This is a genomic window from Synechocystis sp. FACHB-908 (genome assembly GCF_014698595.1).
Taxonomy (GTDB): domain Bacteria; phylum Cyanobacteriota; class Cyanobacteriia; order Cyanobacteriales; family Microcystaceae; genus Synechocystis.
In genome coordinates, this window is record NZ_JACJTH010000037.1 from 104,848 (window position 1) to 129,522 (window position 24,675).

21 protein-coding genes are annotated in these 24,675 nt (G+C 47.6%); 12 read left to right on the forward strand and 9 right to left on the reverse strand.

Features of this window, described 5'->3' with window-relative positions; all coding sequences use genetic code 11:
• Positions 1 to 182: 182 nt before the first annotated feature.
• From H6G46_RS13895 to uvrA, 4 genes are all read left to right on the forward strand, one after another.
• A complete protein-coding gene (locus tag H6G46_RS13895) occupies positions 183 to 2,075 on the forward strand; it encodes an iron uptake porin (protein WP_010872079.1) in 1,893 nt (630 codons plus the stop codon).
• Between the two features lie 126 nt (positions 2,076 to 2,201).
• Positions 2,202 to 3,140: a cysteine synthase A gene (gene cysK / locus H6G46_RS13900; RefSeq protein WP_014407087.1), complete on the forward strand. Its 939-nt coding sequence runs from the start codon at positions 2,202 to 2,204 to the stop codon at positions 3,138 to 3,140.
• Positions 3,141 to 3,246: 106 nt separating this feature from the next.
• Complete coding sequence (gene zwf, locus H6G46_RS13905; protein ID WP_010872081.1) at positions 3,247 to 4,776, forward strand: glucose-6-phosphate dehydrogenase; 1,530 nt, start codon at positions 3,247 to 3,249, stop codon at positions 4,774 to 4,776.
• A 157-nt stretch (positions 4,777 to 4,933) separates the two neighbouring features.
• Complete coding sequence (gene uvrA, locus H6G46_RS13910) at positions 4,934 to 7,846, forward strand: excinuclease ABC subunit UvrA (RefSeq protein WP_010872082.1); 2,913 nt, start codon at positions 4,934 to 4,936, stop codon at positions 7,844 to 7,846.
• Positions 7,847 to 7,983: 137 nt separating this feature from the next.
• Here uvrA and H6G46_RS13915 read toward each other — a convergent pair whose 3' ends face one another.
• The 8 genes from H6G46_RS13915 to H6G46_RS13950 form a co-directional block, all read right to left on the reverse strand.
• Entirely contained in the window at positions 7,984 to 9,519 is a 1,536-nt protein-coding gene (locus H6G46_RS13915; RefSeq protein WP_010872083.1) for a hypothetical protein, read from the reverse strand.
• Positions 9,520 to 9,612: 93 nt separating this feature from the next.
• Positions 9,613 to 10,398: an IS5 family transposase gene (locus tag H6G46_RS13920; RefSeq protein ID WP_010872084.1), complete on the reverse strand. Its 786-nt coding sequence runs from the start codon at positions 10,396 to 10,398 to the stop codon at positions 9,613 to 9,615.
• A 134-nt stretch (positions 10,399 to 10,532) separates the two neighbouring features.
• Entirely contained in the window at positions 10,533 to 10,946 is a 414-nt protein-coding gene (locus H6G46_RS13925) for a type II toxin-antitoxin system VapC family toxin (protein WP_020861563.1), read from the reverse strand.
• Entirely contained in the window at positions 10,939 to 11,340 is a 402-nt protein-coding gene (locus H6G46_RS18295; RefSeq protein WP_010872086.1) for a hypothetical protein, read from the reverse strand. The genes H6G46_RS13925 and H6G46_RS18295 overlap by 8 nt, the downstream gene beginning before the upstream one ends.
• Before the next feature lie 18 nt (positions 11,341 to 11,358).
• Complete coding sequence (locus H6G46_RS13935; RefSeq protein ID WP_020861565.1) at positions 11,359 to 11,517, reverse strand: hypothetical protein; 159 nt, start codon at positions 11,515 to 11,517, stop codon at positions 11,359 to 11,361.
• 290 nt (positions 11,518 to 11,807) lie between these two features.
• Positions 11,808 to 12,914: a threonine-phosphate decarboxylase CobD gene (gene cobD / locus H6G46_RS13940; RefSeq protein ID WP_014407088.1), complete on the reverse strand. Its 1,107-nt coding sequence runs from the start codon at positions 12,912 to 12,914 to the stop codon at positions 11,808 to 11,810.
• A gap of 13 nt (positions 12,915 to 12,927) precedes the next feature.
• On the reverse strand, positions 12,928 to 13,230 hold the full coding sequence (locus H6G46_RS13945) for an HU family DNA-binding protein (RefSeq protein WP_014407089.1): 303 nt from the start codon (positions 13,228 to 13,230) through the stop codon (positions 12,928 to 12,930).
• 275 nt (positions 13,231 to 13,505) lie between these two features.
• Positions 13,506 to 14,330: a GNAT family N-acetyltransferase gene (locus H6G46_RS13950; RefSeq protein WP_223211347.1), complete on the reverse strand. Its 825-nt coding sequence runs from the start codon at positions 14,328 to 14,330 to the stop codon at positions 13,506 to 13,508.
• A 200-nt stretch (positions 14,331 to 14,530) separates the two neighbouring features.
• Here H6G46_RS13950 and H6G46_RS13955 point away from each other — a divergent pair, with 200 nt between their 5' ends.
• From H6G46_RS13955 to gntT, 8 genes are all read left to right on the forward strand, one after another.
• Positions 14,531 to 16,000 carry a hypothetical protein gene (locus H6G46_RS13955; protein WP_010872090.1) on the forward strand — a complete coding sequence of 490 codons (1,470 nt, stop codon included), beginning with the start codon at positions 14,531 to 14,533 and terminating at the stop codon, positions 15,998 to 16,000.
• 98 nt (positions 16,001 to 16,098) lie between these two features.
• Positions 16,099 to 17,535 carry an ATP-dependent DNA helicase RecQ gene (locus H6G46_RS13960; RefSeq protein WP_010872091.1) on the forward strand — a complete coding sequence of 479 codons (1,437 nt, stop codon included), beginning with the start codon at positions 16,099 to 16,101 and terminating at the stop codon, positions 17,533 to 17,535.
• Positions 17,536 to 17,824: 289 nt separating this feature from the next.
• On the forward strand, positions 17,825 to 18,694 hold the full coding sequence (locus tag H6G46_RS13965; RefSeq protein WP_010872092.1) for a glycosyltransferase family 2 protein: 870 nt from the start codon (positions 17,825 to 17,827) through the stop codon (positions 18,692 to 18,694).
• Positions 18,695 to 18,751: 57 nt separating this feature from the next.
• On the forward strand, positions 18,752 to 19,888 hold the full coding sequence (gene cbiD, locus H6G46_RS13970; protein ID WP_020861568.1) for a cobalt-precorrin-5B (C(1))-methyltransferase CbiD: 1,137 nt from the start codon (positions 18,752 to 18,754) through the stop codon (positions 19,886 to 19,888).
• 89 nt (positions 19,889 to 19,977) lie between these two features.
• The gene (locus H6G46_RS13975; RefSeq protein ID WP_010872094.1) at positions 19,978 to 20,913 is read left to right on the forward strand and encodes an NAD-dependent epimerase/dehydratase family protein; all 936 of its coding nucleotides are present in this window, start codon (positions 19,978 to 19,980) and stop codon (positions 20,911 to 20,913) included.
• A 73-nt stretch (positions 20,914 to 20,986) separates the two neighbouring features.
• Positions 20,987 to 21,619, forward strand: coding sequence for a DUF3782 domain-containing protein (locus H6G46_RS13980; RefSeq protein WP_010872095.1), 633 nt, complete (start codon positions 20,987 to 20,989; stop codon positions 21,617 to 21,619).
• Between the two features lie 111 nt (positions 21,620 to 21,730).
• A complete protein-coding gene (gene ispF / locus H6G46_RS13985; protein ID WP_010872096.1) occupies positions 21,731 to 22,216 on the forward strand; it encodes a 2-C-methyl-D-erythritol 2,4-cyclodiphosphate synthase in 486 nt (161 codons plus the stop codon).
• A 156-nt stretch (positions 22,217 to 22,372) separates the two neighbouring features.
• The gene (gene gntT / locus H6G46_RS13990) at positions 22,373 to 23,740 is read left to right on the forward strand and encodes a guanitoxin biosynthesis MATE family efflux transporter GntT (RefSeq protein ID WP_048908426.1); all 1,368 of its coding nucleotides are present in this window, start codon (positions 22,373 to 22,375) and stop codon (positions 23,738 to 23,740) included.
• Here the strand turns inward: gntT and crtR are convergent.
• Entirely contained in the window at positions 23,737 to 24,675 is a 939-nt protein-coding gene (gene crtR, locus H6G46_RS13995; protein ID WP_010872098.1) for a beta-carotene hydroxylase, read from the reverse strand. The genes gntT and crtR overlap by 4 nt on opposite strands.

Genomic DNA, 24,675 nt, shown 5'->3' on the forward strand with positions numbered 1-24,675 from the left:
GGTCCTGGCTCCCTGAGCTAGCCCGCAAAACAGACCAATGGCCTTGCTTAGCCTAGCATCTACCATGAATCTAAAGAAAATTGTCAACTTCTCCCACTCTTTCGAAAAAAACGTGTACAATGTGTTACTGAGTATAGGACTTGGTTCCCGTAGTCATTATTAGGTGTGAGGAAAAGCTAAAAATGCTTAAACTATCTTGGAAGTCCCTGTTAGTGAGCCCTGCTGTGATCGGTGCCGCCCTTGTGGCTGGTGCTGCTAGTGCTGCTCCCGACAACGTTACGAATGCTCAAGTTTTAGACCAATTAGACCAATACACTGCCGAAGGTCAGTCTTCTGCCATTGATCAAGTAACCAGCGTTAGCGAACTCCGCGATGTGCAACCCACTGCCTGGGCCTATGAAGCGCTCAAGAGCTTGGTGGAACGCTACGGTTGTATCGTTGGTTACCCTGACCGTACCTTCCGTGGTGATCGAGCCCTCAGCCGTTGGGAATTTGCCGCTGGTCTTAACGCCTGTATGAACGTTATGGAACGTTTGATTCAGGAAAACGTGGCTGTTCTCCGGGAGGACATCGACAAACTGAAACGCCTCATGCAGGAATTCGAGGCAGAATTGGCTGCTTTGGGTGCTCGGGTTGATAACCTCGAAGCCCGCACCTCTTTCCTCGAAGACCATCAGTTTTCTACCACCACCAAATTGACCGGGGAAGTAATATTTGCTCCCACCGCCATTTTTGGTACCAAAAAGACTCTCAACAACCAAACCGATAACAACCAAGCGGTATTCCAGAACCGGGTTCGTTTACAGTTCAACACCAGCTTCTCCGGTGAAGACCTGTTGGTCACTCGTCTCGCCGCTGGTAACGGTAATCGCTTCAAGAGCTTCTATCCTACTCAGAATGTTATTGATCCCGAGACCGGTAACCCCATCGGTATTGTAGGTGACTACTATGAAAGCCCCACCTTTACCCAGGTGCACCAGCTTTCCCCCGGCGACAACAACAACGTAGCCGTTGACTGGTTAGCTTACTATGTTCCCTTGGATCTGGGCGAAAACTTCCGTCTCAACAACTACATTGCTGCTTGGGGCGGTATCTGGGATGACTTCGTTCCTACCCTGAACCCCTATTTCGACGACTACACTGGCGGCAAAGGTTCCTTGAGTCAGTTCACCGCCCAGAACCCCATCTACTCCATTGGTGGCGGTACTGGTATAGGTACAAGCCTAGAGTTGGGCTTCCTCAGCAATCTGTTGGGCCCCACTTCCTTGAGCTTGGGTTACTTGGCTAGCACGGGCAACAACCCCAGCAGTGGTGGTTCTGTTACTAACCCTGCCACTGGCAACAATTATGACTTCAGCAGCGGTGGTAACGGTTTGTTTAACGGTGGCTATAGCGCCTTGGCTCAAATTACCACCAACATTTTCGACCGGGTTAGCCTAGGCTTCACCTACGTTAATGCCTACACCACCCCTGATGCCGCTATCTTCGGTAAAGGTGGCACTCAAGGTATCGTCGGTACCACTGCGGCTAACCTCAACCGTTCTGAGTTGAATGATGACTTTGTGAACGGTTTGGGTGTAGGTGCTCCTCCTGTGGATGCAGCTACCTACAACAATAATGTGAGCGGCGGTAGCACATCTGGCAACGTTATCAACCCCTATGACTTTGGTGGCAAGCAAACCAACAGCTATGGCGTCCAAATGGCTTGGAACATTGCCGATTGGCTGAGCTTCAGTGCCTATGGTAGCTACACCAATGTTACTTTGATTGGTAAAGACAATGGTGATATCTGGACCTACGGTGGAGGCTTTGCCTTCCCCGACCTTGGTAAAGAAGGTAACGTTCTTGGCATCTTTGCTGGTGTTCAACCCTATGTTTCCGGTTTCACCAACAATACTTTGGGAACCACCTTTGTAACCACTGCTAACCCTCTGCAAGTTGAATTGTTCTACAAATATCAACTCACCGACAACCTTTCTATAACTCCTGGTGTGATCTGGATCTCCAAGCCTGAACAGACCACCAACGCCACCGACGCCTTCATCGGCACCGTCCGTGGTACCTTCACTTTCTAAGCCTGAGTCCGTCTTCTTAAGACACTTGTTTGAAAGTTAAACTCTAATAACTCTTTAACCCCGCCTCTGGTGGGGTTTTTCGTTGTAAGATGCAGGCAGATTTCCCTTCTTGGTGGGCCCTTACCTATGAAAATTGCCAGTAATATTACAGAGCTAATTGGTCGTACTCCTCTGGTTCGCCTCAATCGCATTCCCCTATTGGAGGGATGTGGGGCCAAGATTGTAGTCAAGTTGGAGGGGATGAATCCAGCGGCTTCGGTAAAGGACCGCATTGGCATTAATATGATTAACCGGGCAGAACAAGAGGGATTAATTGAACCAGGGAAGACTCTGCTGATTGAGCCCACTTCTGGTAATACGGGCATTGCCCTTGCCATGGTGGCCGCAGCCAAGGGTTACCAATTAATTTTGACGATGCCTGAAACCATGAGCCAAGAACGGCGGGCGATGTTAAAAGCCTATGGAGCAAAACTAGAACTGACCCCGGGGAGTGAAGGGATGGGGGGATGTATTAGAAGAGCCCAAGAATTGGCTGAGAGTTTGCCAAATGCCTATATGTTGCAACAGTTTGATAATCCGGCTAATCCTCAAATTCATCAACAGACTACGGCATTGGAAATTTGGCAAGATACCGATGGAGCCATTGATTTCCTCGTGGCGGGGGTTGGCACTGGTGGGACTATTACCGGGGTGGCTTCTGTGTTAAAAGAAAAAAAACCTAGCTTTCAGGCGATCGCCGTAGAACCCCAAAATAGCCCAGTCTTATCAGGGGGTAAGCCGGGGCCGCATAAAATTCAAGGTATTGGGGCGGGCTTTATTCCCGAAGTGTTAGATGTAAACCTGATTGACGAAGTGATTGCCGTGACCGATGAAGAGGCGATCGCCTACGGTCGTAGATTAGCCAGGGAAGAAGGAATATTATCGGGGATTTCCACTGGAGCAGCTCTGGCGGCGGCCATCAAAGTGGCAAAAAGACCTGCCAATAAAGATAAATTGATTGTCATGATCCAACCCAGTTTTGGGGAAAGATACCTCAGCACCCCCCTATTTCAGGATTTGGAGTAAGAACTGAGAAAGAAATTTTTCCTGAAAACTTTGCCAGAAAAAGAAAACTTTCGGGAATTGTGAGTTATTTTAAAGCGTAAGTGGCCACACAATACGAGCATTCCCCATGGTAACGCTACTCGAAAATCCCTTCCGCACTGGACTCCGTCAAGAACGCACTCCAGAACCCCTCATTTTGACCATTTTTGGTGCATCCGGGGACCTTACCCAACGGAAATTGGTGCCAGCCATCTACCAAATGAAACGAGAGCGCCGCTTGCCTCCAGAGTTAACGGTGGTCGGTTTTGCGAGAAGGGACTGGAGCCACGACCATTTTCGTGAGCAGATGCGTAAGGGCATCGAAGAATTTTCCACCGGCATTGGCAGTGAAGACCTGTGGAATGAGTTTGCCCAGGGTTTATTCTACTGCTCTGGCAATATGGATGACCCAGAAAGCTATCTCAAATTGAAAAACTTCCTGGGGGAATTGGATGAAAAACGTAACACCAGAGGCAATCGAGTCTTTTATTTAGCTGTTTCCCCCAACTTCTTTCCCCCGGGTATTAAACAATTGGGGGCAGCGGGTATGCTGAGTGACCCGGTTAAAAGTCGCATTGTGATCGAAAAGCCCTTTGGTCGGGATTTGAGTTCAGCCCAAAGCTTGAACCGGGTAGTGCAGAGTGTCTGCAAAGAAAATCAGGTGTATCGCATCGATCATTACCTGGGCAAAGAAACGGTGCAAAATCTGATGGTGTTCCGCTTTGCCAACGCTATTTTTGAGCCACTGTGGAACCGTCAGTTTGTTGATCATGTGCAAATTACCGTAGCAGAAACGGTAGGGGTAGAAGAACGAGCCGGTTATTACGAATCCGCCGGGGCTTTACGAGATATGGTGCAGAATCACCTCATGCAACTGTTTTGTCTCACCGCCATGGACCCCCCCAATGCCATTGACGCGGACAGCATTCGCAACGAAAAGGTTAAAGTGTTGCAGGCTACCCGTTTAGCGGATATTAATAATTTGGAAAATGCCGGTATCCGGGGCCAATATAAAGCTGGTTGGATGGGAGGCAAACCAGTGCCGGGTTATCGAGAAGAACCGGGGGTAGATCCAAGTTCCACCACTCCTACCTTTGCGGCCCTCAAACTGATGGTGGATAACTGGCGTTGGCAGGGGGTGCCCTTCTATCTACGCACGGGTAAGCGCATGCCTAAAAAAGTGAGTGAAATCGCAATTCAATTCCGGCAAGTACCTCTGTTAATTTTTCAATCGGTGGCCCACCAAGCTAATCCCAATGTGTTGAGTCTAAGAATTCAGCCCAACGAAGGCATTTCCCTGCGTTTTGAGGCAAAAATGCCCGGTTCAGAACTGCGTACCCGCACTGTAGATATGGATTTTAGTTATGGTTCATCCTTTGGAGTGGCCGCAGCGGATGCCTATCACCGCCTTTTATTAGATTGTATGTTGGGAGACCAAACCCTGTTCACAAGAGCCGACGAGGTAGAAGAAGCTTGGCGAGTAGTAACTCCGGTGTTGTCGGCTTGGGATGCCCCCAGTGATCCTCTTTCCATGCCCTTGTACGAAGCTGGAACCTGGGAACCAGCGGAGGCAGAATGGTTAATTAATAAAGATGGCCGTCGCTGGCGCCGACTTTAGACTGCAACGGTCATCGAAAGCGATCAAAAAAATCTGTATCAATTTCGTAAACTGTTCTGGGTTTTAAGCCTATTTCTAAGTAAATGGCGATCGCCAGCCAAGATTAGCAAAGACAGTTTAAAATCGTGAAGAAAAGTTAAGAGCCTTGTCTCCCCCTATGCCCGAACAAAATAGCATCCGTATTCGAGGCGCTAGACAACATAACCTAAAAAATGTGAATCTAGACCTGCCCCGCGATCGCCTGATTGTGTTTACGGGGGTGTCGGGGTCAGGCAAATCTTCCCTAGCTTTTGACACTATCTTTGCAGAGGGACAACGGCGTTATGTGGAATCCCTCAGTGCTTACGCCCGACAGTTTTTGGGGCAGTTGGATAAGCCTGATGTGGACAGCATCGAAGGGTTGAGTCCGGCTATTTCCATCGATCAGAAATCCACTTCCCACAATCCCCGCTCCACCGTGGGTACGGTAACGGAAATTTACGACTACCTCCGTCTGTTATTTGGCAGGGCTGGCAGTCCCCATTGTCCCCACTGCCAACGGAATATTGCCCCCCAAACCATTGACCAAATGTGTGATCGGGTGATGGAGTTACCGGACAGAACTAAGTTTCAAATTCTTGCTCCGGTGGTAAAGGGCAAAAAAGGGACCCATGTGCAACTACTTTCTAGCTTAGTTTCCCAAGGCTTTGTGCGGGTAAGAATTAACGGCGAAGTGCGAGAATTAAGTGACAATATTGAATTAAAAAAGAACCAAGCCCACACCATTGAAATAGTTATTGATCGCCTGATCAAAAAAGAAGGTTTACAGGAACGATTGGTAGACTCACTCAGTACTTGTTTGAAGCAAGCAGAAGGCACCGCCATTATTGACATTTTGGACAAGCCAACGCTGGCAGTGTTAGATGGAGGTAAAAAAGACGACAAAGAAGCATTAAAAGCGGCAGAAAACGGCCAGGCTTACCATGCAGAGTTACCCAAGGAAATTATCTTTTCAGAAAACTTTGCCTGTCCAGAACATGGGGCGGTGATGGATGAACTTTCCCCCCGCTTATTTTCTTTCAACTCCCCCTACGGTGCTTGTCCCGATTGCCATGGAATTGGCTTTGTGCGGTCTTTTTGCCCAGATTTGGTCATTCCTGATCCCGAAAAACCAGTGTATGTGGCGATCGCCCCCTGGTCAGAAAAAGATAATTCCTATTACTTGTCGTTACTGTACAGTTTAGGACAGCATTTTGATTTTCAGTTACAAACTCCCTGGAAAAAGCTAACCAAAGAGCAAAAGGAAATAATTTTATACGGCACAGAAGAAGAAATTTGGTTTGAAGGGGAATCCCGTTACCGCAATAAACAAGGTTATTATCGTCGTTTTGCTGGAGCATTAAATATCCTGCAAAAAAATTATGATGAAACCAATTCCGATGCCATTAAGCAAAAGTTAGAAAAATATATTATTAATCAACCCTGTCACACCTGTGGCGGCAAAAGGTTAAAGCCAGAAGCATTAGCAGTAAAACTAGGGCAGTACAACATTAACAATTTAACCAGTGTGCCCATCCGCCAGACCCTGGAACGGATTGAAAATCTAGAGTTGACTTCCCGGCAAGCCATGATTGGGGAATTGGCGTTAAAGGAAATCAAAGCCCGTTTGCAATTTCTCCTGGACGTAGGTTTGGATTATCTGACCCTCGACCGGGCCGCCATGACTCTATCTGGCGGAGAAGCCCAACGGATTCGCCTGGCCACCCAAATTGGTTCCGGTCTCACCGGAGTTTTATACGTTTTGGATGAACCAAGCATTGGTTTGCATCAACGGGACAACAATCGCCTGTTGGCCACTCTGACTAAGTTAAGGGATCTGGGCAATACGTTAATTGTGGTGGAGCATGATGAAGATACTATCCGCCACGCCGATTATATTGTTGACATTGGTCCGAAGGCGGGCATCCATGGTGGAGAAATTGTCTGTCAGGGGGATTTTCAGACTCTACTAAAAAATCAAAGGTCTCTTACTGGGGCTTACCTATCCGGTCGGGAGGCGATCGCCACTCCGGAGGAACGGAGAAATGGCAACGGAGCCAAGTTAACCCTCCAAGGTTGTTGCCATAATAATTTGCGTAATATTGATGTGACCATTCCCCTGGGCAAACTGGTGTGTGTTACAGGGGTATCCGGTTCCGGCAAGTCCACCCTAGTCAATGAATTGCTCCATCCGGCTCTGCAACATTATCTTTCTCGCCAAGTAGCTTTTCCCAAGAATTTAGGGGAAATCACCGGCCTCCAGGCGATCGATAAAGTCATTGTCATTGACCAATCCCCCATTGGCCGCACTCCCCGCTCCAACCCCGCCACCTATACAGGTATTTTTGACTCCATTCGAGAAATTTTCACCCAAACCATTGAAGCTAAAGCTAGGGGTTATAAGCCGGGACAATTTTCTTTCAACGTCAAAGGGGGACGCTGTGAAGCCTGCGCTGGTCAGGGAGTTAACGTGATTGAAATGAATTTTTTGCCCGATGTGTATGTGCAATGTGATGTGTGCAAAGGAGCCAGATATAACCGGGAAACGTTGCAGGTGAAGTATAAAGGTCATTCCATTGCCGATGTGTTGGCCATGACCACCGAGGAAGCCCTGACAGTGTTTGAGAATATTCCCAGGGCAGTAAATCGCCTGCAAACCTTGGTAGATGTGGGTTTGGGTTACATCAAACTGGGTCAACCGGCCCCCACTTTATCCGGGGGAGAAGCCCAACGGGTCAAACTAGCTTCCGAGTTATCTCGCCGGGCCACGGGCAAAACTTTGTATTTAATTGATGAACCCACCACCGGGCTATCTTTTTATGATGTCCACCATTTGCTCAACGTTTTGCAAAGACTAGTGGATAAAGGCAATTCTGTTTTAGTCATTGAACATAACCTGGATGTAATCCGCTGTAGCGATTGGATTATTGATCTGGGCCCCGAAGGTGGCGATCGGGGTGGAAAAATTATGGTTGCAGGAACCCCGGAAACAGTGGCGCAACATCCAAGTTCTTACACAGGGAAATATTTAGCGAAGGTATTGCAATCTTAAATGTGAGAAAAACTTAAATATATTTTCACTATTTAATCTAAAGTCACTGTTGACCGGGTCGCACCGGACAGATCAACTTCACCAAACCGCAAAACCTGTGACTTCGTGTGCAACGGTTTTTTATTTGACAGTTTAGGTCAAGATGCGTCTCGTGGTTCTTTCAAGTTCAACGCACGGATTAAACCATCATGCACTTTATAAAGGTCAGATTCAATAAACCCTTGTGATGGATAAAAACAGCGATAGCGCCAAGTGGTAGACGCTCCAATCTTAAAGCCGACCACTGAGTTGTCAAAAAGAAAACGGAGATCGTCCAGAATTCCAGTTTGCGTAAATTCAACCCCCAGTGCCCTTAGCTGCGATTCCAATTCGGCACGAGTGAATTGAGTTGATGCATGGTTTTGAATTGCAGAAAGTAACTTTACAATATGCGAGTACTGGATAAACCATTCATCGAGTAGTTCCTGACGAAGCCATTCAGAATATCCTGGTTCGGCTGTGTAAATTGCTTCAACGGGCAGATGATCGAAATTAGCTGGGGTTTCTTCGAAAGGATCATTAACGCTTTCCTTCACAGCATCAATTGTACGGCTCAAGAAACAAATCATATCTCTTGGGCGCATCATGGTTCGTTTCAAGAGGTAGTTGGAAGGTTTTGAGCGCTGCCGCATCTCGTTTTTGTCAAATAATCCATCTAAATCCTCCACCGCATCCACGTCGTTTTTTTGTGCAAAATAAGAAAGGCGACGCAACAAGAGCTTAAAAAGGTCGTCACGATCCCACTTAAGCAGAGCGCCACAGTCTTCACGTAGTTTGTTAGAGTCGTTCAGTGGCAGTACGGAAAAGATATCCTCACGGAGGAAAATGATAGGTCGAACCACGCCATTATACTTTGCTGTTAGAGAGTCAGATGCGGACACTAGGCCAGCAAGGACTTTCCGCGATACATCGAGAGAGACATTATCCCAGGCCTCATCGACCCGATCAAAGCAGATAACTGTTCGATATTCACAAGGTTGAATTTTCGCAAGTGCGGCTTCCAGATAAGCAATTATATTGCTAACGTTCTGGGCTAATGCAGTGCGGATGTCATTGTCTGCCGAAACTTCTTCAAAAGACAACTCACCGCCAGAAACTTCCACGGAGTCAAAGCTGCCATCTTCCAGGTCCAACCCTGCTCTTGGTAACTTTACCTTCGAAAGTCCGAGTAACTTCCGCCCAATTAATTGGTAAACCGATGGCAGAGGATGATCGAACAGTTTCTCAAGCAGGGTTTGGGCTTTTGCAATTGGTTGAGGGACTGTAACACCGTCCTTGGCGCAACGAGAGGCGTAAGCCTTGATAACTTCGACTAAAATCACGAATCGCCAAGAGTGCTTATATGCGAGTGATTCGGCCGTTTCACTATTACTTAGTAGAGAATGTACTTTCCAGTTGTAATCCTCAAACGAAAGAGAAACAAGTATATCTTTATCACTAAGATACTGATGAGGGTTCTCTTTCAGATATCTGAAAACCGCAGTCTTGCCTGCTCCCTTTCTTCCCAGTACCAAAAATGATGACTTATTTGTGAGTACTGAATTCAAAACACCGTTATCATAGAAGTAATTGACGAGCTCGTCGTCTCGCTCAGCAGAAACCTTGCCAACATTTATCCATTTAAGAACGCTCATGTACTTCGATTGTCCTCAGAAGGTAGTCAAATAACTAACGACCATGCAGCAGGTGCGATATGCTCACTCCTCTTAGAAAGTGTTTGAAAAGTTTTAAGCAAGCCTTTGAAGCATGAGATGAACCATGGCAACATAGAGCATTGTCTCACTGGTAGTAGGTAAATATTCATAATCCTTGCTTAAACGACGATAGCGGCCAAACCAAGCAAAGGTGCGCTCGACTACCCAACGGCGGGGTAGGACTTCAAAGCCTTTTTGTCCCTGCTTTTTGCTGACGACATTCAAATTCCAACCAAAAGTATGCTCCACCCAATAGATAAAATCCTTTCCGCCAAAGGTGCTATCAGTCCATATAACTTGCAGGCACTGCCAAAGGGGAGCAAACCAGGTAGCAAGTAGAATCAGACCCTGATGGTCGGAGCGATGGGCACCATGGACGACAACATCGAGAAGTAATCCCATGGTATCCACGAGGATTGTACGTTTACGACCATTGACCTTTTTTCCGCCGTCATAGCCAGTTTCTTGGCCAGTTCCAGCCTTTTTAAGTGACTGTGAATCTAAACAACCGGCACTAGGGTGAGTATTTCTTCCAGCTTTGAGCCGAACTTTCTCACGGAAGATACGGTTTAATTTTTTCCAGGTACCATCTTCGTGCCATTGCTGGAAATAACCATAGACCGTTCGCCATTTAGGAAAATCATGGGGCAGAAGTCGCCAGGCACACCCCGTTCTGAACATGTAAAAAATAGCATTGAGTATCTCCCGCAGACTAGTTTTCCGTTTTCTTCCCCCAGTTTTTGCTTTGGGTAAATGAGGTTCTACCAATTGCCACTGGCTATCAGTGATGTCCGTGCTGTAAAATTCCCGGATTATCATTAATTATGGTGAAAATTTTATTCTTTTCACCATTTTCCATTCTTCACCCTACTTTTCAAACACGCTCTAAGAGCTTAGCAGTAGGAAAGATTTTTGAGTCACCATAAGGGTATTGCGGCCATTGACTGCTGTGATTAATCCCTTAATAGTGCCCGAAATCCTGCCTGCTGAAAATGGATATCGGCAGTCAGTACATCAGTGATTCCTCGATCCTGCATCACGATGAATGATATGCAGTCCACTAAACCCCATTCCTTGTCTTCTCGTTGCTTAAACAAATTAAATGCTGATTTGTATAGACTGTTAGTTAATAGAACGACTTCAACACTGGGATCAGTTTCCAGGGATTCTAAAAGTTGGATTGCCGCTTTTCTATATCTTTGCTTAGAAAGCGCATTGCCTATCTCTAGCAAGATACCTTGGGTTGTTACTAGACGAATTTTGTTAGCCTCAATTTGATTAGCAAGCTGAATAGCCCGTACATGATTTTGATCAGTGATGGAAGATAATGCGATCGCAAAAGATGTATCTAAAAAAACTTCAGTCATTGTCAGAAAGAGTTTCCCCATACAAATATTGATCAATTTTCTCTGACCAATCAGGTTCACCCTGTAATTTTAAAGACTGAGCAGTTTGAAGAAACGTTTTAGGTGCTTTTACTTCATTTGGTAGAACACTTTCAACAACAATTCGCACCCTCGTACCTGCGGCAAGGTTTAAGGGAACTTCCAATTGAAGAGCTGTGCCGTCAAATACGGCTTCGAGTTCTTGAAGCATCATTTTATAAAAGCTGTGGACTTTTTTCAGTATAGCCTGACCTTCTTTTGTATTATCAAGACTTGAACGCTGAGTTGAAATCAAGCTCAATAGATACTGCTTTCTCAATTTCTTCCCAGTAAATATCTTCCAGGATGCCCTGTTTGTTCTTAATTCTCTGAGCATCAACAGCCCTTAGTTGGCTTAAGTTAATGTGGCGATCGCCATCTCGATGATTGCTTCAACGGGATAATCAATTTCCGTGGCACGAGCAGTTAGGGCATCTTGAATCCGATCTGGTAAACACCTTAAAATAATTTCTGCATCAGCGGACGAAATTTGCTCCGAAAATTTCACTTGCACGGCCTAGGACTCCATAGGAATTTGGACATTGCACGGCGGCTCAGTTGTCCTTAAAATAATCGCCTCCAGTTCCAATAATAACCTAGGGTTTTTTGAGTAAGGTATAAGGAATAACGTTTGAAGACTATCGGTTGAACCCAAGTTAGGTAAATATAATCTTTGCCGGATAGCTTCATTACTCTGCAAGCAGGTTTTTATTATTCCTAATTGCTCTTGTATCGGTCTAGGCATTGAACACCTGAAAGCATGCCATTGATGGAGCTACTCCGATCTTTTAAATATTTTTGTATCTAGCTAGGGGCGGCCGTGGCCATAATAGTAGCTAGGGCCTGGGTTAATTTTTGGTTATCTGCCATTGTCCGCACTGCCACTCGGAAAAAATCCTCACCTAATTCGGGAAAACTAAGACAATCTCGGATCAAAATTTGGCATTTAGTTAATAGTTCTTCTTGAAGTTCTGGAGCAGGTATGGTCGTTTTTACGAGCAAAAAATTGGTCTGACTCGGCAAGGGAAATAGCCCTGGTAAACTCGCTAAATCTTGCTGCAATGCGCTACGGGCAGGGGGTAACCATTGCCAAACCAGTTGACGAAATTCCTCGGCTTCCAAACTGGCGATCGCCGCCGCTTCGGCCAACACATTCACAGGCCAGGGGTCCCGCCAAGCTTGCCATTGAGCTAAAAGATCTGGGTGGGCTAGGGCATAACCTAAGCGTAATCCGGGCAAACGATAAAACTTGGTCAGAGAGCGGAGAATAATTAAATTGGGATGTTTCTCCAAATCCCCCACCAGACTTTGCTCTTCTCCCGGGGGCAGAAAATCCATAAAAGCTTCGTCCAACAACACCCATTGATAGTGGGGCAGGAGGGCAAGAATTTCCTCCCGAGCTAGTAGAGTGCCGGAGGGATTATGGGGATTATTGAGAATTAAACCGTGGTGTGAGGACTGGACGGCTGAAGTATTGGCAATTTCCGATGGCGATCGCAATTTTCGCCAAGGCCATGGTTGATCAACCTGCCAGGGAATAGTTTTAAGCTCGGCTCCGGCTCCCCGCCAACTGCGGCCATAGTCCCCAAAGGCCGGGCCCACCACATAGGTACAATCCAAACTAGCAAAAGTGCGCCCCGCTAGGGTTAACAATTCCGCGGAACCGTTGCCCGGCAACACCCAATCCATCGACAACTGATGATGATCGGCGATCGCCTGACGAAGATGAATATATTGGGGGTCGGGATAGTGGCGCAGGGCCGGCAAAGCTGACTCAATGGCGGCCAGGACAGAGGCGGGGGGGCCCAAAGGATTAATACTGGCGGAAAAATCTAGTAAAGAAAAAGCTGGACAGCCTGCCATCTGCGCTGCCCAACCCAAATTACCACCGTGGTGGGGTCGCTCAAACAAAGGTCAGTGGCAATTATTTTTTCTCAGGAGCAACTTTATCTTTGAACATTTTGCCTGCGGAGAAAGCCGGCACCTTAGTGGCTGGAATGAGCATTTTATCCCCAGTTTTGGGGTTACGGCCCTCCCGTTCCTTACGTTCCCTGGCTTCAAAGGAACCAAAGCCCACTAGGGTTACTTTTTCCCCTTCGGCCACCACTTCCATGATGCAATCAATGGCGGCTGAAATTACCGCATCTACCTCCTTTTTAGTGATGCTTTCCCCCAGTTGCTCTTTCGCTTTGTCCGTGACCGCATGGACTAATTCGCCTTTATTCATCTGAAAAAATCTCCTTGAGAGTGAGTTTGTTGGAATAGACTCATTTTTTAGGCATTTTCTCCCCATAACAGGGTCATCGGGAGGCTCCACAGCCCGGATAGACACAGAAATTTGGCATTAAAAACCCCTGAAATCCCCGCAGACTGGCTGTTTCACTGCCTTATTCTATGCACAAAGTGTGGAAGTAGGATCACTTTTCCCCACGAATTTTTGCAGTTTTGCGGGATTTTGTCACAATCCTTTACGAAAACTTGGATTTTACCCGGACTTAAAAGTTAACCTAACTCAAAGGATGTAACTCCGTAAATTTTATCTAGGGCGATGGAGGGGGCTTGCCCAGTGTACATTCGAGCAGTTTCAAAAACTACCTGCAGGCTATATTTCGTTGCTAGAGTGATCGCCGCTTGGTTGGGTTCTGGCACATCTAGGTAAATGGTATTTTCCGCTGTAGGAATTGCTTTTAGAGCTAAAAAGATAATTTCCGCTACCTCTGGAGTATCAGCAAACAGAGGGCCAATTTTGTAACCTACTCGGCAGGGGCGTAGAACGCCATAACCCCGTAAAATCCCATCTTCTTGGTAGGCGATCGCCTGGTGCCCCGATTGATGACACCATGTTCGTAAAAATTCTTCCCTGGGGGCAGGAAAGCATTGATCGTCATAGGCCAATACATCTTCCCAGGCCATGGCATCTTCTAGAGGGACCAGATGGGGGGATGGGGACGATAGGCCGCCGGTAACACCCTGGTAACGAATATTGCGGTAAGCCAGATGAAAACCGGATTTTTGATAATTTGCCTGTTGGGCCAAAACTCCGTCCAAACCGATATTGCAGCCTTGTAAATAGTCCAAAGCCCTTTGCCAAATTTGCCAGCCGTAACCCTGACCTCGATACTCCGGTTTGACAATGTAAAAGCCGATAAAACCAAATTCTTGGTTGTATTTCACCGCCGAAATGGTGGCAATTGGTTCCCCGTCCAATAAACCCACGAAAAATCCCTGGCGATCGCCTTGGTAAAAACAGTCAGCATCTTGGTGACCGGGATTCCAACCCTCCGCAGCCGCCCAATCCACCGCCAAAGCAATCTCCGCTGCAGTCATCGTTCTGATCAAGTATTTCTGCTCAGTCATCACCTTTAGTCACTATTAACTTCAACGTTTGCTGACTTGGTAAAGGGAATTGTAACCAATGCCGAAACCGCCCCAATGCTAGCATTAACCTGGATTGCCATAGATTTTAGTCAATTAAAAACCTCGAATCTTAACAATCATTAACTTACTCACCCTGGGAGAAACTGCGGATGGTATCGATCGCCGAACGGACAAAATTAAACCTGCCCCCCATTGCTGGTAAAGAAGCGGAAATATTAGCCGTTGTTAATGAAAATAAACCGGTGTTTTTACACCAAACCAATTTGCAGTTGGAGAATTTGCAATCGGCCTGTGCCTGCGCCCTGCATATGCACCAACCCACCATTCCCGCCGGGCAAGATGGGGCGTTGATTTCCAATCTGCAGTACATGTTTGAGCATCCTGGGGAGGGGGATAACCACAACGCCGATCCCTTTGCTTGGTGTTACCGTCGGTTGGGGGAAATTATTCCCCGTTTAGTGGCGGAAGGTTGCAATCCCCGCATCATGTTGGACTATTCTGGCAATTTGCTCTGGGCGTTCCAGCAAATGAGCCGCAACGACATTCTTGATGACCTGAAACGGTTAGCCTGTGATGCCCAATATCAGCCCTATGTGGAATGGTTGGGAACCATGTGGAGCCATGCGGTGGCCCCTTCCACCCCCATCCCCGATTTGAAGCTACATATGTTAGCGTGGCAACAACACTTTGCTGATATTTTTGGTCTGGAAGCATTACAACGGGTGAAAGGTTTCTCGCCCCCGGAAATGCATTTACCCAACCATCCTGATACTTTGTTTGAGTATGTTAAAGCCCTAAAAGAATGCGGTTACCGTTGGTTGATGGTGCAGGAACATTCCGTGGAAAACCTCGATGGTAGTGGCCTTTCCGGTGATCAAAAATATGTTCCCAACCGCTTAGTGGCCCGCAACTCCCGGGGAGAAACGGTGAGCATTGTCGCTCTCATTAAAACCCAAGGTTCCGACACCAAGTTAGTGGCCCAAATGCAGCCCTATTACGAGGCCTTAGGGCGGGGTAAACAACCTGTGGGCAATCACCACATTCCTGCCTGTGTCACCCAAATTGCCGATGGGGAAAATGGCGGCGTCATGATGAACGAATTTCCCCCTGCCTACGAGCAAGCGACTCGCAAAATGGCGGAAAATGGCGGTAAATCCGGCACAGTGGCCATTAATGGCACGGAATATTTAGAACTACTGGAAGCGGCCGGCGTGCAAGAGTCCGATTTCCCCGCGATCCAAGCCATTCAACAACACAAAATTTGGCAACGGGTTAATCCCGATTCCCCCAGCCATGAACAGGTGGAAAAGGCGATCGCCGAATTGAAAGCCACGGACCACCAATTTGGGATGGATGGAGCTTCTTGGACTAATGATCTCAGTTGGGTACAGGGCTATGAAAATGTGCTCGAACCAATGAACCAACTCAGCGCCAAATTCCACCAAAAATTCGATCGCTTAGTGGCGGAAGATCCCAGCGTTACCCAACGGGAGGATTATCAAAACGCTCTGCTATATCTGTTATTAGTGGAAACTAGTTGCTTCCGTTATTGGGGCCAAGGCACCTGGACTGATTATGCCCGGGAATTGTACCGTCGGGGGGAAGAAGCTTTAGCTTAATTTTTCCGGTTTACTGGGGACAATAAGCTTGGACATAGTTAGGTAAAATTTGACCAACTTTGCAGTCTCCCGGTAAATCATCAATCCCATTGCCTGCCATGGCTGATCGCCAATCGTTGGAAGAAGCTCTCCGCCGAATTTGGGGCTATGACCACTTTCGCTATCCCCAGGGAGAAGTAATTGATTGCCTATTGGCCAGGCGGGATTGTCTGGTGGTACTACCCACTGGAGGAGGGAAATCTATTTGCTTTCAATTGCCGGCATTATTGGGGGAGGGATTAACCCTGGTGGTTTCACCGTTGGTGGCCCTCATGGAAGACCAGGTACAAAGTTTACGTAGGCAAAATCTGCCCGCCGCCTGTCTCCATAGCCAATTGAGTCGCCCCGAAAGAAAACAGGTGTTGTACCAATTGGGGCAACAGCAACTAAAGCTCCTTTACCTTTCGCCGGAAACCCTGCTGAGTGAGCCAGTCTGGAATTTGCTCCGGCAACCCCAGGTCAAATTGCAAGGAATCATGCTCGATGAAGCCCATTGTTTGGTGCAGTGGGGAGATAGTTTTCGTCCTGCCTACCGCCGTTTGGGAGCCCTGCGTCGGGGATTAGGCAGAGACAAGGGCCAGATTCCCCTGGCCGCCTTCACCGCCACAGCCGATCGCCAGCAACAGAATTTGATCGTAGAAGGATTGAATTTGCGATCGCCGGAGTGTTTTCAGGTCAGCCCCCATCGCCCCCAACTACATCTGAAAGTCAAAATGGTGCTGAGTGAATATTGCCGCCGGCAACAATTACGGCGTTTTTTGCTCAAGCATCTCCAGGAAAGCGGTTTGATTTACGTCCGTACCCGCACCATGGCCATCAACTTAGCCCAATGGTTGCAGGAACGGGGCTTTGACAGCGAAGCTTACCATGGCGGTTTGGGCCCCCACCAACGACGACAGTTGGAACAAAAATGGTTAACGGGGCAAATTTCTTCGGTGGTTTGCACCAATGCCTTTGGCCTGGGCATAGACAAGCCCGATACCCGTTGGGTGTTACATTACCAAGCCCCCCTGATGTTGATGGATTATCTCCAGGAAGTGGGACGGGCCGGACGAGATTTGCAACCGGCAGAATGTCTCACCTTAGTTAGTGAACCCACCGGTTGGTTGGACTCTGGCGATCGCCAATTGCGTCAGTATTTTTTGAGTCAAGCCAGCAAATATCTACAACGAGCCGAGGTCTTGAGTCAACAAATTCCATCCCAGGGCAACCTAGGGCAACTAAAAGCCCATTTTCCCGATTTGGAAATGGCTCTGGCGTGGCTCCACCGTCGGGGTAATTTAGAGTGGTTAGATCCATTTAACTACCGCATTAACCCCGGCCATTACCAGGCCAATCCCCTGGAGGAATTGAAAAGCCAGTATCGCCTGATGACCCAATACCTGACCACTTCCCGTTGTCGTTGGCAAACGATTTTGGTTGCCTTTGGTGACAATTCTCCGGCGGCGAGGCGACCCTGTGGCACCTGTGATAATTGTTTAGTTGGACGCTGCTAATTTTCAGGAGCCTAGGGGATGGTTGGTAACTGGGATTAATGATTTAGATATAAAATCTAATACTGATCCAGGTAATATGCAACGAACGTGGTCCTATTTTACGGACCATCGACATTTATATATTCTCTGTAAACAGCCTTAAATTTAGAGAGTGTTTGAAAAGCCCCCCTGGCTCCCCAAGTTTGGGGGAAGTTAAGTAAAAGTCACCCATTATTGGGGGATTTAGGGGGCAAAATAAAACTTTTCAAACAGATTCTTAGACATTTATTCATCTTTTTTTCCCTGCACCATGGTTAATCAGCCCCTAGTAAGCATTATCATCCCCGCCTACCGGGCCGAAAACACCATTGCTTTTACCGTTCGTAGTGTGTTGGCCCAGACCTATGACCATTGGCAGGTAGCGATCGGTGTGGATGACCAGGTGGATTACCTGCAACTATTGGCTGAACAGGGTATTAATGACCCCAGGCTAAAGCAAGTTTTTACCGGGGGCATTGGTAGTGGGGAGGCGATCGCCAGGAATAAGGCGGTGAGTATTTGTGATGGGGACATTCTGGCCAACTTAGATGCGGACGATGCCTTTGCATCCGATCGTCTGGAAAAGTTAGTACCCCTAGCAGAAAAATATGGCGTGGCGATCGATAACACGGGGGTTTATAACAGTGAATTGGTGTTGTATAAGCAACCCTTTCCCCAACGACAAGCACTGAACTTTGCCACAGCGGCGGATATTCTTAGTCCCCGCATTCCCTTTTTTCCAGTTTTTCAACGGCAATTGTTGGGAGATGGCTGGACGAAAGTGCCCTTTGCGGCGGATGTACTTTTCAATTTAGAGCTATTGAGTCGCACGGAAAAAGTAGCTATTCACCCCGAGCCCCTCTATCGTTACTATAAACGGGACAATTCCATTACCCAATCCGCCAATGCTTTTGAAACTGCGGAAAAAGCCTATCTAACTATTTTGTCTCTGTTAGACGAAGGCGCTTTGACTTTAACCGATGCAATTCGTCAAGCGGCCCGGCAAGAGTTTAGTGAAAATCTAGCTTTAAATAAAGTTTTTCGTCGTTACATGGAAGAAGGTCGTTGCCAAAATCTAGAACAATTTTTAGATATGACAAATAATGGGCAGAAAATTGAGTTTGTTTCTAACCTTAACTAAGTTAATTGCTCTATGATCATCGCCCTATTTTTTGTAATTAATCAGTAGCGAGAAAATTTGTCTCAGTCTATCTCTGCCCAATCTGGTTATACCCTGCCCGTGTTTGCCTGTGCGTCGGCGATCGCCGCTGTGGAAACCTTGCTCACTAGTAACTGTCCAGATTCGGTCACGCTGGAACTATTGGAACCGGCTAGAACGGCGGAAATTGCCATTGAACAGGGGGCTTTGCTCGGTCATCACAGAGCCTTGGCCATCACCCGCAGCGAACCGGGCAATAACTTGGATTTAACTCGCCATACCCCCGTTTGGGCGGAAGTGGAATTTACCCCAGGGGAAGGAAAACTGATTATTCAAGGGGGAGAAGGCATTGGCAAACAGCTTGATAGGGAAGGCCAAGCCGCCATTTACAGCTATGCCCAACGATTATTAAGACACCATTTGCAGCCGTACATAAGTGGAGATCAAACTCTGATGGTTTCCTTAATTTTGCCCCTTGGTCGAACCTTAGCCACTCGCACATCCAATGCAGCTTTTGGGGTGGTGGAAGGTCTATCTTTGTTAGGCACCAGCGGCATTGCCCAACCCCTCAGTGCTCCGGAGCAACTGGCAGAGTTTCAACAGCATTTGACTAGTGCGGCTCAACAACATCAATGCTTAGTATTTTGCCTGGGAGAAAACGGTTTAGACTTAGCTCGACAGTGGGGAGTACCCCTAGACCAAATGGTAAAAACGGCCAATTGGTTAGGCTCCCTTTTTGTGGCGGCGGCGGCCGTGGGGGTACAGGAAATCTTGCTCTTGGGTTACCACGGCAAATTGATCAAACTAGCCGGGGGCATTTTCCACACCCATCACCATTTAGCCGATGGCCGTTTGGAAATTCTCACTGCCCAAGCTGTACAAGCAGGTTTACCCTATCCCCTGGTACAGGAACTTGGCCAAGCACCCACCACGGAAGCAGGGTTAAAGCTATTACGCCACTGGCAAACGGAGCAAAATTGTCCTTGGGTTAGCAAAATTTACCAAGCCATGGCGGACACCGTCGATCGCCGTTCGGAGGAATATGTTTATAAAGTCAGTCAACATCAATTAAAAGTGGGCAGTTTACTATTTGATGGCGATCGCCAACCGGTGGCAATTAGTACTCAAGGTCAGGCCATGGCTGATAAATTGGGGATGACCATACCAGAAACTTAGCTTCCTGCTTAAAGAAAACCCCACAATTCCGGGGAGGCACAGCCTAGGGGATAATGGGAAAGTTGCCATTTGGAGGGAGACAGTAGACCATGCGCATTTTAATTATGGGAGGAACCCGTTTTATCGGTATCCATCTCTGCCGGGTGCTGGTGGCCCAAGGTCATGAAGTGGTCCTATTCAATCGGGGAAATCGTCCTGACCCCGTCAATGGCGTGGCCCAAATCCATGGCGATCGCCGGGTCGCTGAACAGTTGCGCGAAAAACTAGAAAAGGAAGAATTTGACGTAATTTTTGACAACAACGGTCGGGAGTTGAGCGATACCCAGCCCCTGGTGGACTTGTACAATGGCCGAGTACAGCAATTCGTTTACATGAGTTCCGCTGGGGTTTACCAAGCATCATCCCAAATGCCCCACCGGGAGACCGATGCGGTGGATCCCCAGAGTCGCCACAAAGGCAAATTTGAAACGGAACGCTATCTAGCCCAGAGCGGCATTCCCTGGACTGCCATCCGCCCCACCTATATTTACGGTCCCCACAATTACAATGCCCTCGAATCCTGGTTTTTTGACCGTTTAGTGAGGGGTCGAGCCATTCCCATCCCCGGTAATGGTCAATACATCACCCAACTGGGCCATGTGGAAGATTTGGCGATCGCCATGGCCAAAACCATTGTTACCCCAGCAGCGATCGGGCAGATTTATAACATCTCCGGCGATCGATACGTCACCATGAATGGTCTAGCTCAAGCCTGTGCCACCGCGGCGGGTCTTGATCCCCAGGGCGTTAAATTAGTCCACTATGACCCCAAGGATTTTGACTTTGGTAAACGCAAAGCTTTTCCCCTGCGTCAACAACACTTTTTTGCCGATATTCAAAAAGCCCAAGACCATTTAGATTGGCATCCCAATTATGGTTTAGTAGAAGGCTTAAAAAATAGCTTTCAACTGGATTATCTGCCGTCCGGTAAAGGGGAGGAAAAAGGAGATTTTGACCTAGACGAGCAAATCCTGGCATTCAGTTAATTTAGGGTATTAAATACCAATGTTCACAAAATTTTGAGAAGTTAACTATTAGTGAATACCACGGAGGAACATAATGGCCACCACTGCCGATGAAGTTTGGGCCCTACTGGGGGAGTTGATTGAATCCCAGAAAGAAACTGATCGCCGTATGCAAGAGACCGATCGCCGTATGAAATTAACGGATCTTCAAATGCAGGAGACCGATCGTCGTATGCAAGAGACCGATCGACTTATCAAAGAAAACGGTCGCTTTATCAAAGAACTGGGGAAACAAATTGGTGGGTTAGGGAAAAAATTTGGTAGTTTTACCGAAGGCTTGGCCTTGCCTTCCATGGAGCGCATTCTGCAGGAGCGTTTTGGCATGGAAGTTATTAGTCCTAGTGTCAGGGCCAGCAAAGGAGGGCAACACCTAGAAATTGACGTTCTAGCCTATGCCAACAGTGACATTAATACCGCTTACGTGGTGGAAGTAAAAAGCCATCCCAGGGAAGAGTCCATTACCCAACTAAAAAATTTGCTCCAGAAGTTTCGTACCTTCTTTCCTGAACACAAAGATAAAAAGTTGTATGGCATTCTGGCGGCGGTGGATTGGTCAGATGACTTAAAGCAACAGGCGTTACGGGAGGGTTTATATGTGGCCAGCATCCACGATGAAGTTTTTGAGTTGGCAGAGACTCCACCTGATTTTGAGCCTAAACTCTGGTAAAGATTTAACGGATCAACCGGTTTTTTTGGGGGTTATTCAAGTAACCCTTAGTAAGCTAATTATTCTCTACTTGCCCAATTTATTTAGATTATTTGAACTCACTAAATTTCTATGACTGCTCTACGCATCGGCAACGGCTACGATATCCACCGCCTCGTAGGCGATCGCCCCTTGATTTTGGGGGGAGTTACCATTGCCCACCATTTAGGACTGGATGGCCACAGCGATGCCGACGTGCTGACCCACGCTTTAATGGATGCTCTCCTAGGGGCATTGAGTTTGGGGGACATTGGCCACTACTTCCCTCCCAGCGATGCCCGGTGGCAGGGGGCCGATAGCCTCAAACTTTTGGCTCAGGTGCATCAATTAATCCTTGAACGGGGTTGGCGAATCAATAATCTGGATAATGTGATTGTGGCAGAACAACCCAAACTTAAACCCCACATCCAGGCCATGAAGGAAAATTTAGCCAAAGTTTTGACTATTGATCCAGATTTAATTGGCATTAAAGCTACCACCAACGAGCGTTTGGGCCCCACGGGAAGGGAGGAAGGCATTGCCGCCTACAGCGTGGCTTTGTTAATCAAAGAAGGGTAAACACCGGACCATGGGATAGAAGATTCTTGTCCTATCCATGCCACTGGTAAAGGTTGTTACGGTTTGCCTGTTGCAAAATGTGAGAAGAGCAGTCTAATCTGCCCTGTGAATTTTGACCGCATTTTTGCTTGGCCGCTGACCAGTTTAGAAGTCTTTATGAATCTTGCCCTGCCTAGCCAGTATCAATTCTTACCCCGTTTTTTTCGCCTAGCCACCATTGCTGTCCTTTCCAATATGATGGTGCCCTTAGCTGGGTTAGTGGACACCGCTTTTTTGGGCCATCTAGAAGACATTGATTATTTAGCAGGGGTGATCCTCGGCTCGATTTTGTTTGATTACCTCTACCGGGTCCTAAAATTTTTACGCACCAGCACCACCGCTCTCACGGCCCAAGCTGTGGGGGAAGAAGACCAGGCGGAGGTATGGGTGGCGGGACTAAGAAGTGCCTTGGTAGCCCTATTGTTGGGTTTGGGCATTTTAGCCTTGCAATATCCCTTGCAAAAATTCGGTTTTGCCCTGTTAACTGGGGCTCCAGGGGTGGAGCAGTCGGGTATGGACTATTTTTACGGCCGGATTTGGGGGGCTCCGGCGGTGCTGCTCAATTTTGTCATCTTGGGCTGGCTATTGGGACAAGAACGCAATGGTTTAGTTTTGCTCATTTCCCTGGTGGCTAATTTTTCCAACGTTGGTCTGGACTATTTGATGATTAACCGTTGGGGGTGGGCTAGTGCGGGGGCCGGTTGGGCCACTGCCAGTAGTCAGTATTTAGCTCTGGCCCTAGGTTTGATCTCCATTGTGGTTCTAGCCCAAGGGGAAAAAGAGAAGGGAGAGTTTAAAGCGGCGATCGCCAAATTATCGGACTGGGGAGCGTTGCGGGCCACCATTGCTCTGAAAGGGAACATCTTGATCCGTTTTGTGATTTTAATCACCACCTATTCTTTGTTTACTAATATCAGTTCCAGCTTTGGCACGGAAGTCTTGGCCCAAAACGGTCTGCTGTTACAAATTGCCCTGCTTAGCCAATTCACCATCCAAGGGGTGGGCATGACCAGCCAAACCCTGACTGGTAATTTCAAGAGTAAAGGGGAATATCAATTGTTATTGCCGGTTTTACTCACCGCCATCGTCACCACCCTATTAATGGCCCTGGGCTTTGCCGCTGTGGCGATCGCCTTCCCCGAAACCCTATTCGGACTGTTAACCAACCATGCAGAAATCAACGACAGCGTCCGTCAATACACCATCTGGCTGATTCCCCTGTTGGAGAGCACCGCCCTGGCCTTTATGCTGGAAGCCTATTTCATCGGGCTTAAAGCGTCCCAACCCCTTAGGAACGGAGTGCTGTTTGCCTTCTTCGGGATCTATTTACCCTGCCTTGGGCTAGCCATCTGGCAACAGAGCAATAATCTGCTGTGGTTCTCCCTGGTCTCCTACATGTTGGGCCTAGTGGTTTATCTGGGCTGGCAATTACTTACCCGATTTTCACCGCAAACTCTAGCTCTGGAAAGCAAACAACCTAGCTAGGGCTTGTCAGATGATTGAGAATTATTATGGCCGTGAAAACGAATACCAAGGAAAACATCATAGAGGAAGCTCCAGAAATTTTTCCCTTCCAGTAATCCCAGGGATTGATCACAACCCTTCTCATCCAAAATGGGCTTGGTGATGTGATAGGTGTTTTGGTACTGATACCAAGGAATAGAAGGCCAAAGGTGGTGGATCAGGTGGTAATTTTGCCCGAAAATGAGCCAATTTAAAATGGGGCTGGGATAAACCCTGGCATTTTTCCAACGGTTGCGTTCTTGGAAAGGTCGATGGGGCAGGTAATCAAAAAACAGTCCCAGGGCAATGCCAACAATTAAAGCAGGCACAAACCAGTAATTCATCACAAAGCCGATAAAGCCGTAATGAATGCCGAGAAAAACGATCGTGAACAACACAAGCCGACTTAAGAACCACTCTAGTAGCTCATATTTGCGCCATAACCGCCGTTTAAAGAAAAAGATCTCATGGTAGAAGAACCGGGCGGCAATGAGGAAGAGGGGACCGCCGGTGGAAACAAAATGGTCTGGGTCATTTTCAGGGTCATTGACGTTGGCGTGGTGTTGGAGATGAACCCGGGTAAAGACGGGAAAAGCAAAGCCCAACATTAAGGCACTACCGTGGCCAAGCACTGCATTAATAATGGTGTTCCGATGGGCCGCATTGTGGGATGCATCATGGATCACTGTGCCTGACAGGTGCAGCGCCAGCACCGAACAACTAAAACAAAGCCAGTGGGGCAGCCCCCATTGCCAGTAGCCAAAAACGTTAGCGAGCATTAAGAGAATAGCTATCCCGAACATGGCCACGTTGGGATTGAAGCCGCCGTCCGCCTGTAAAAACTCTTTTGGGACAGCTTGGGAAACGGTTTGCAGCGGTTGGGTCGCCTGCATTACTATGACGGACTCCTGGCACAC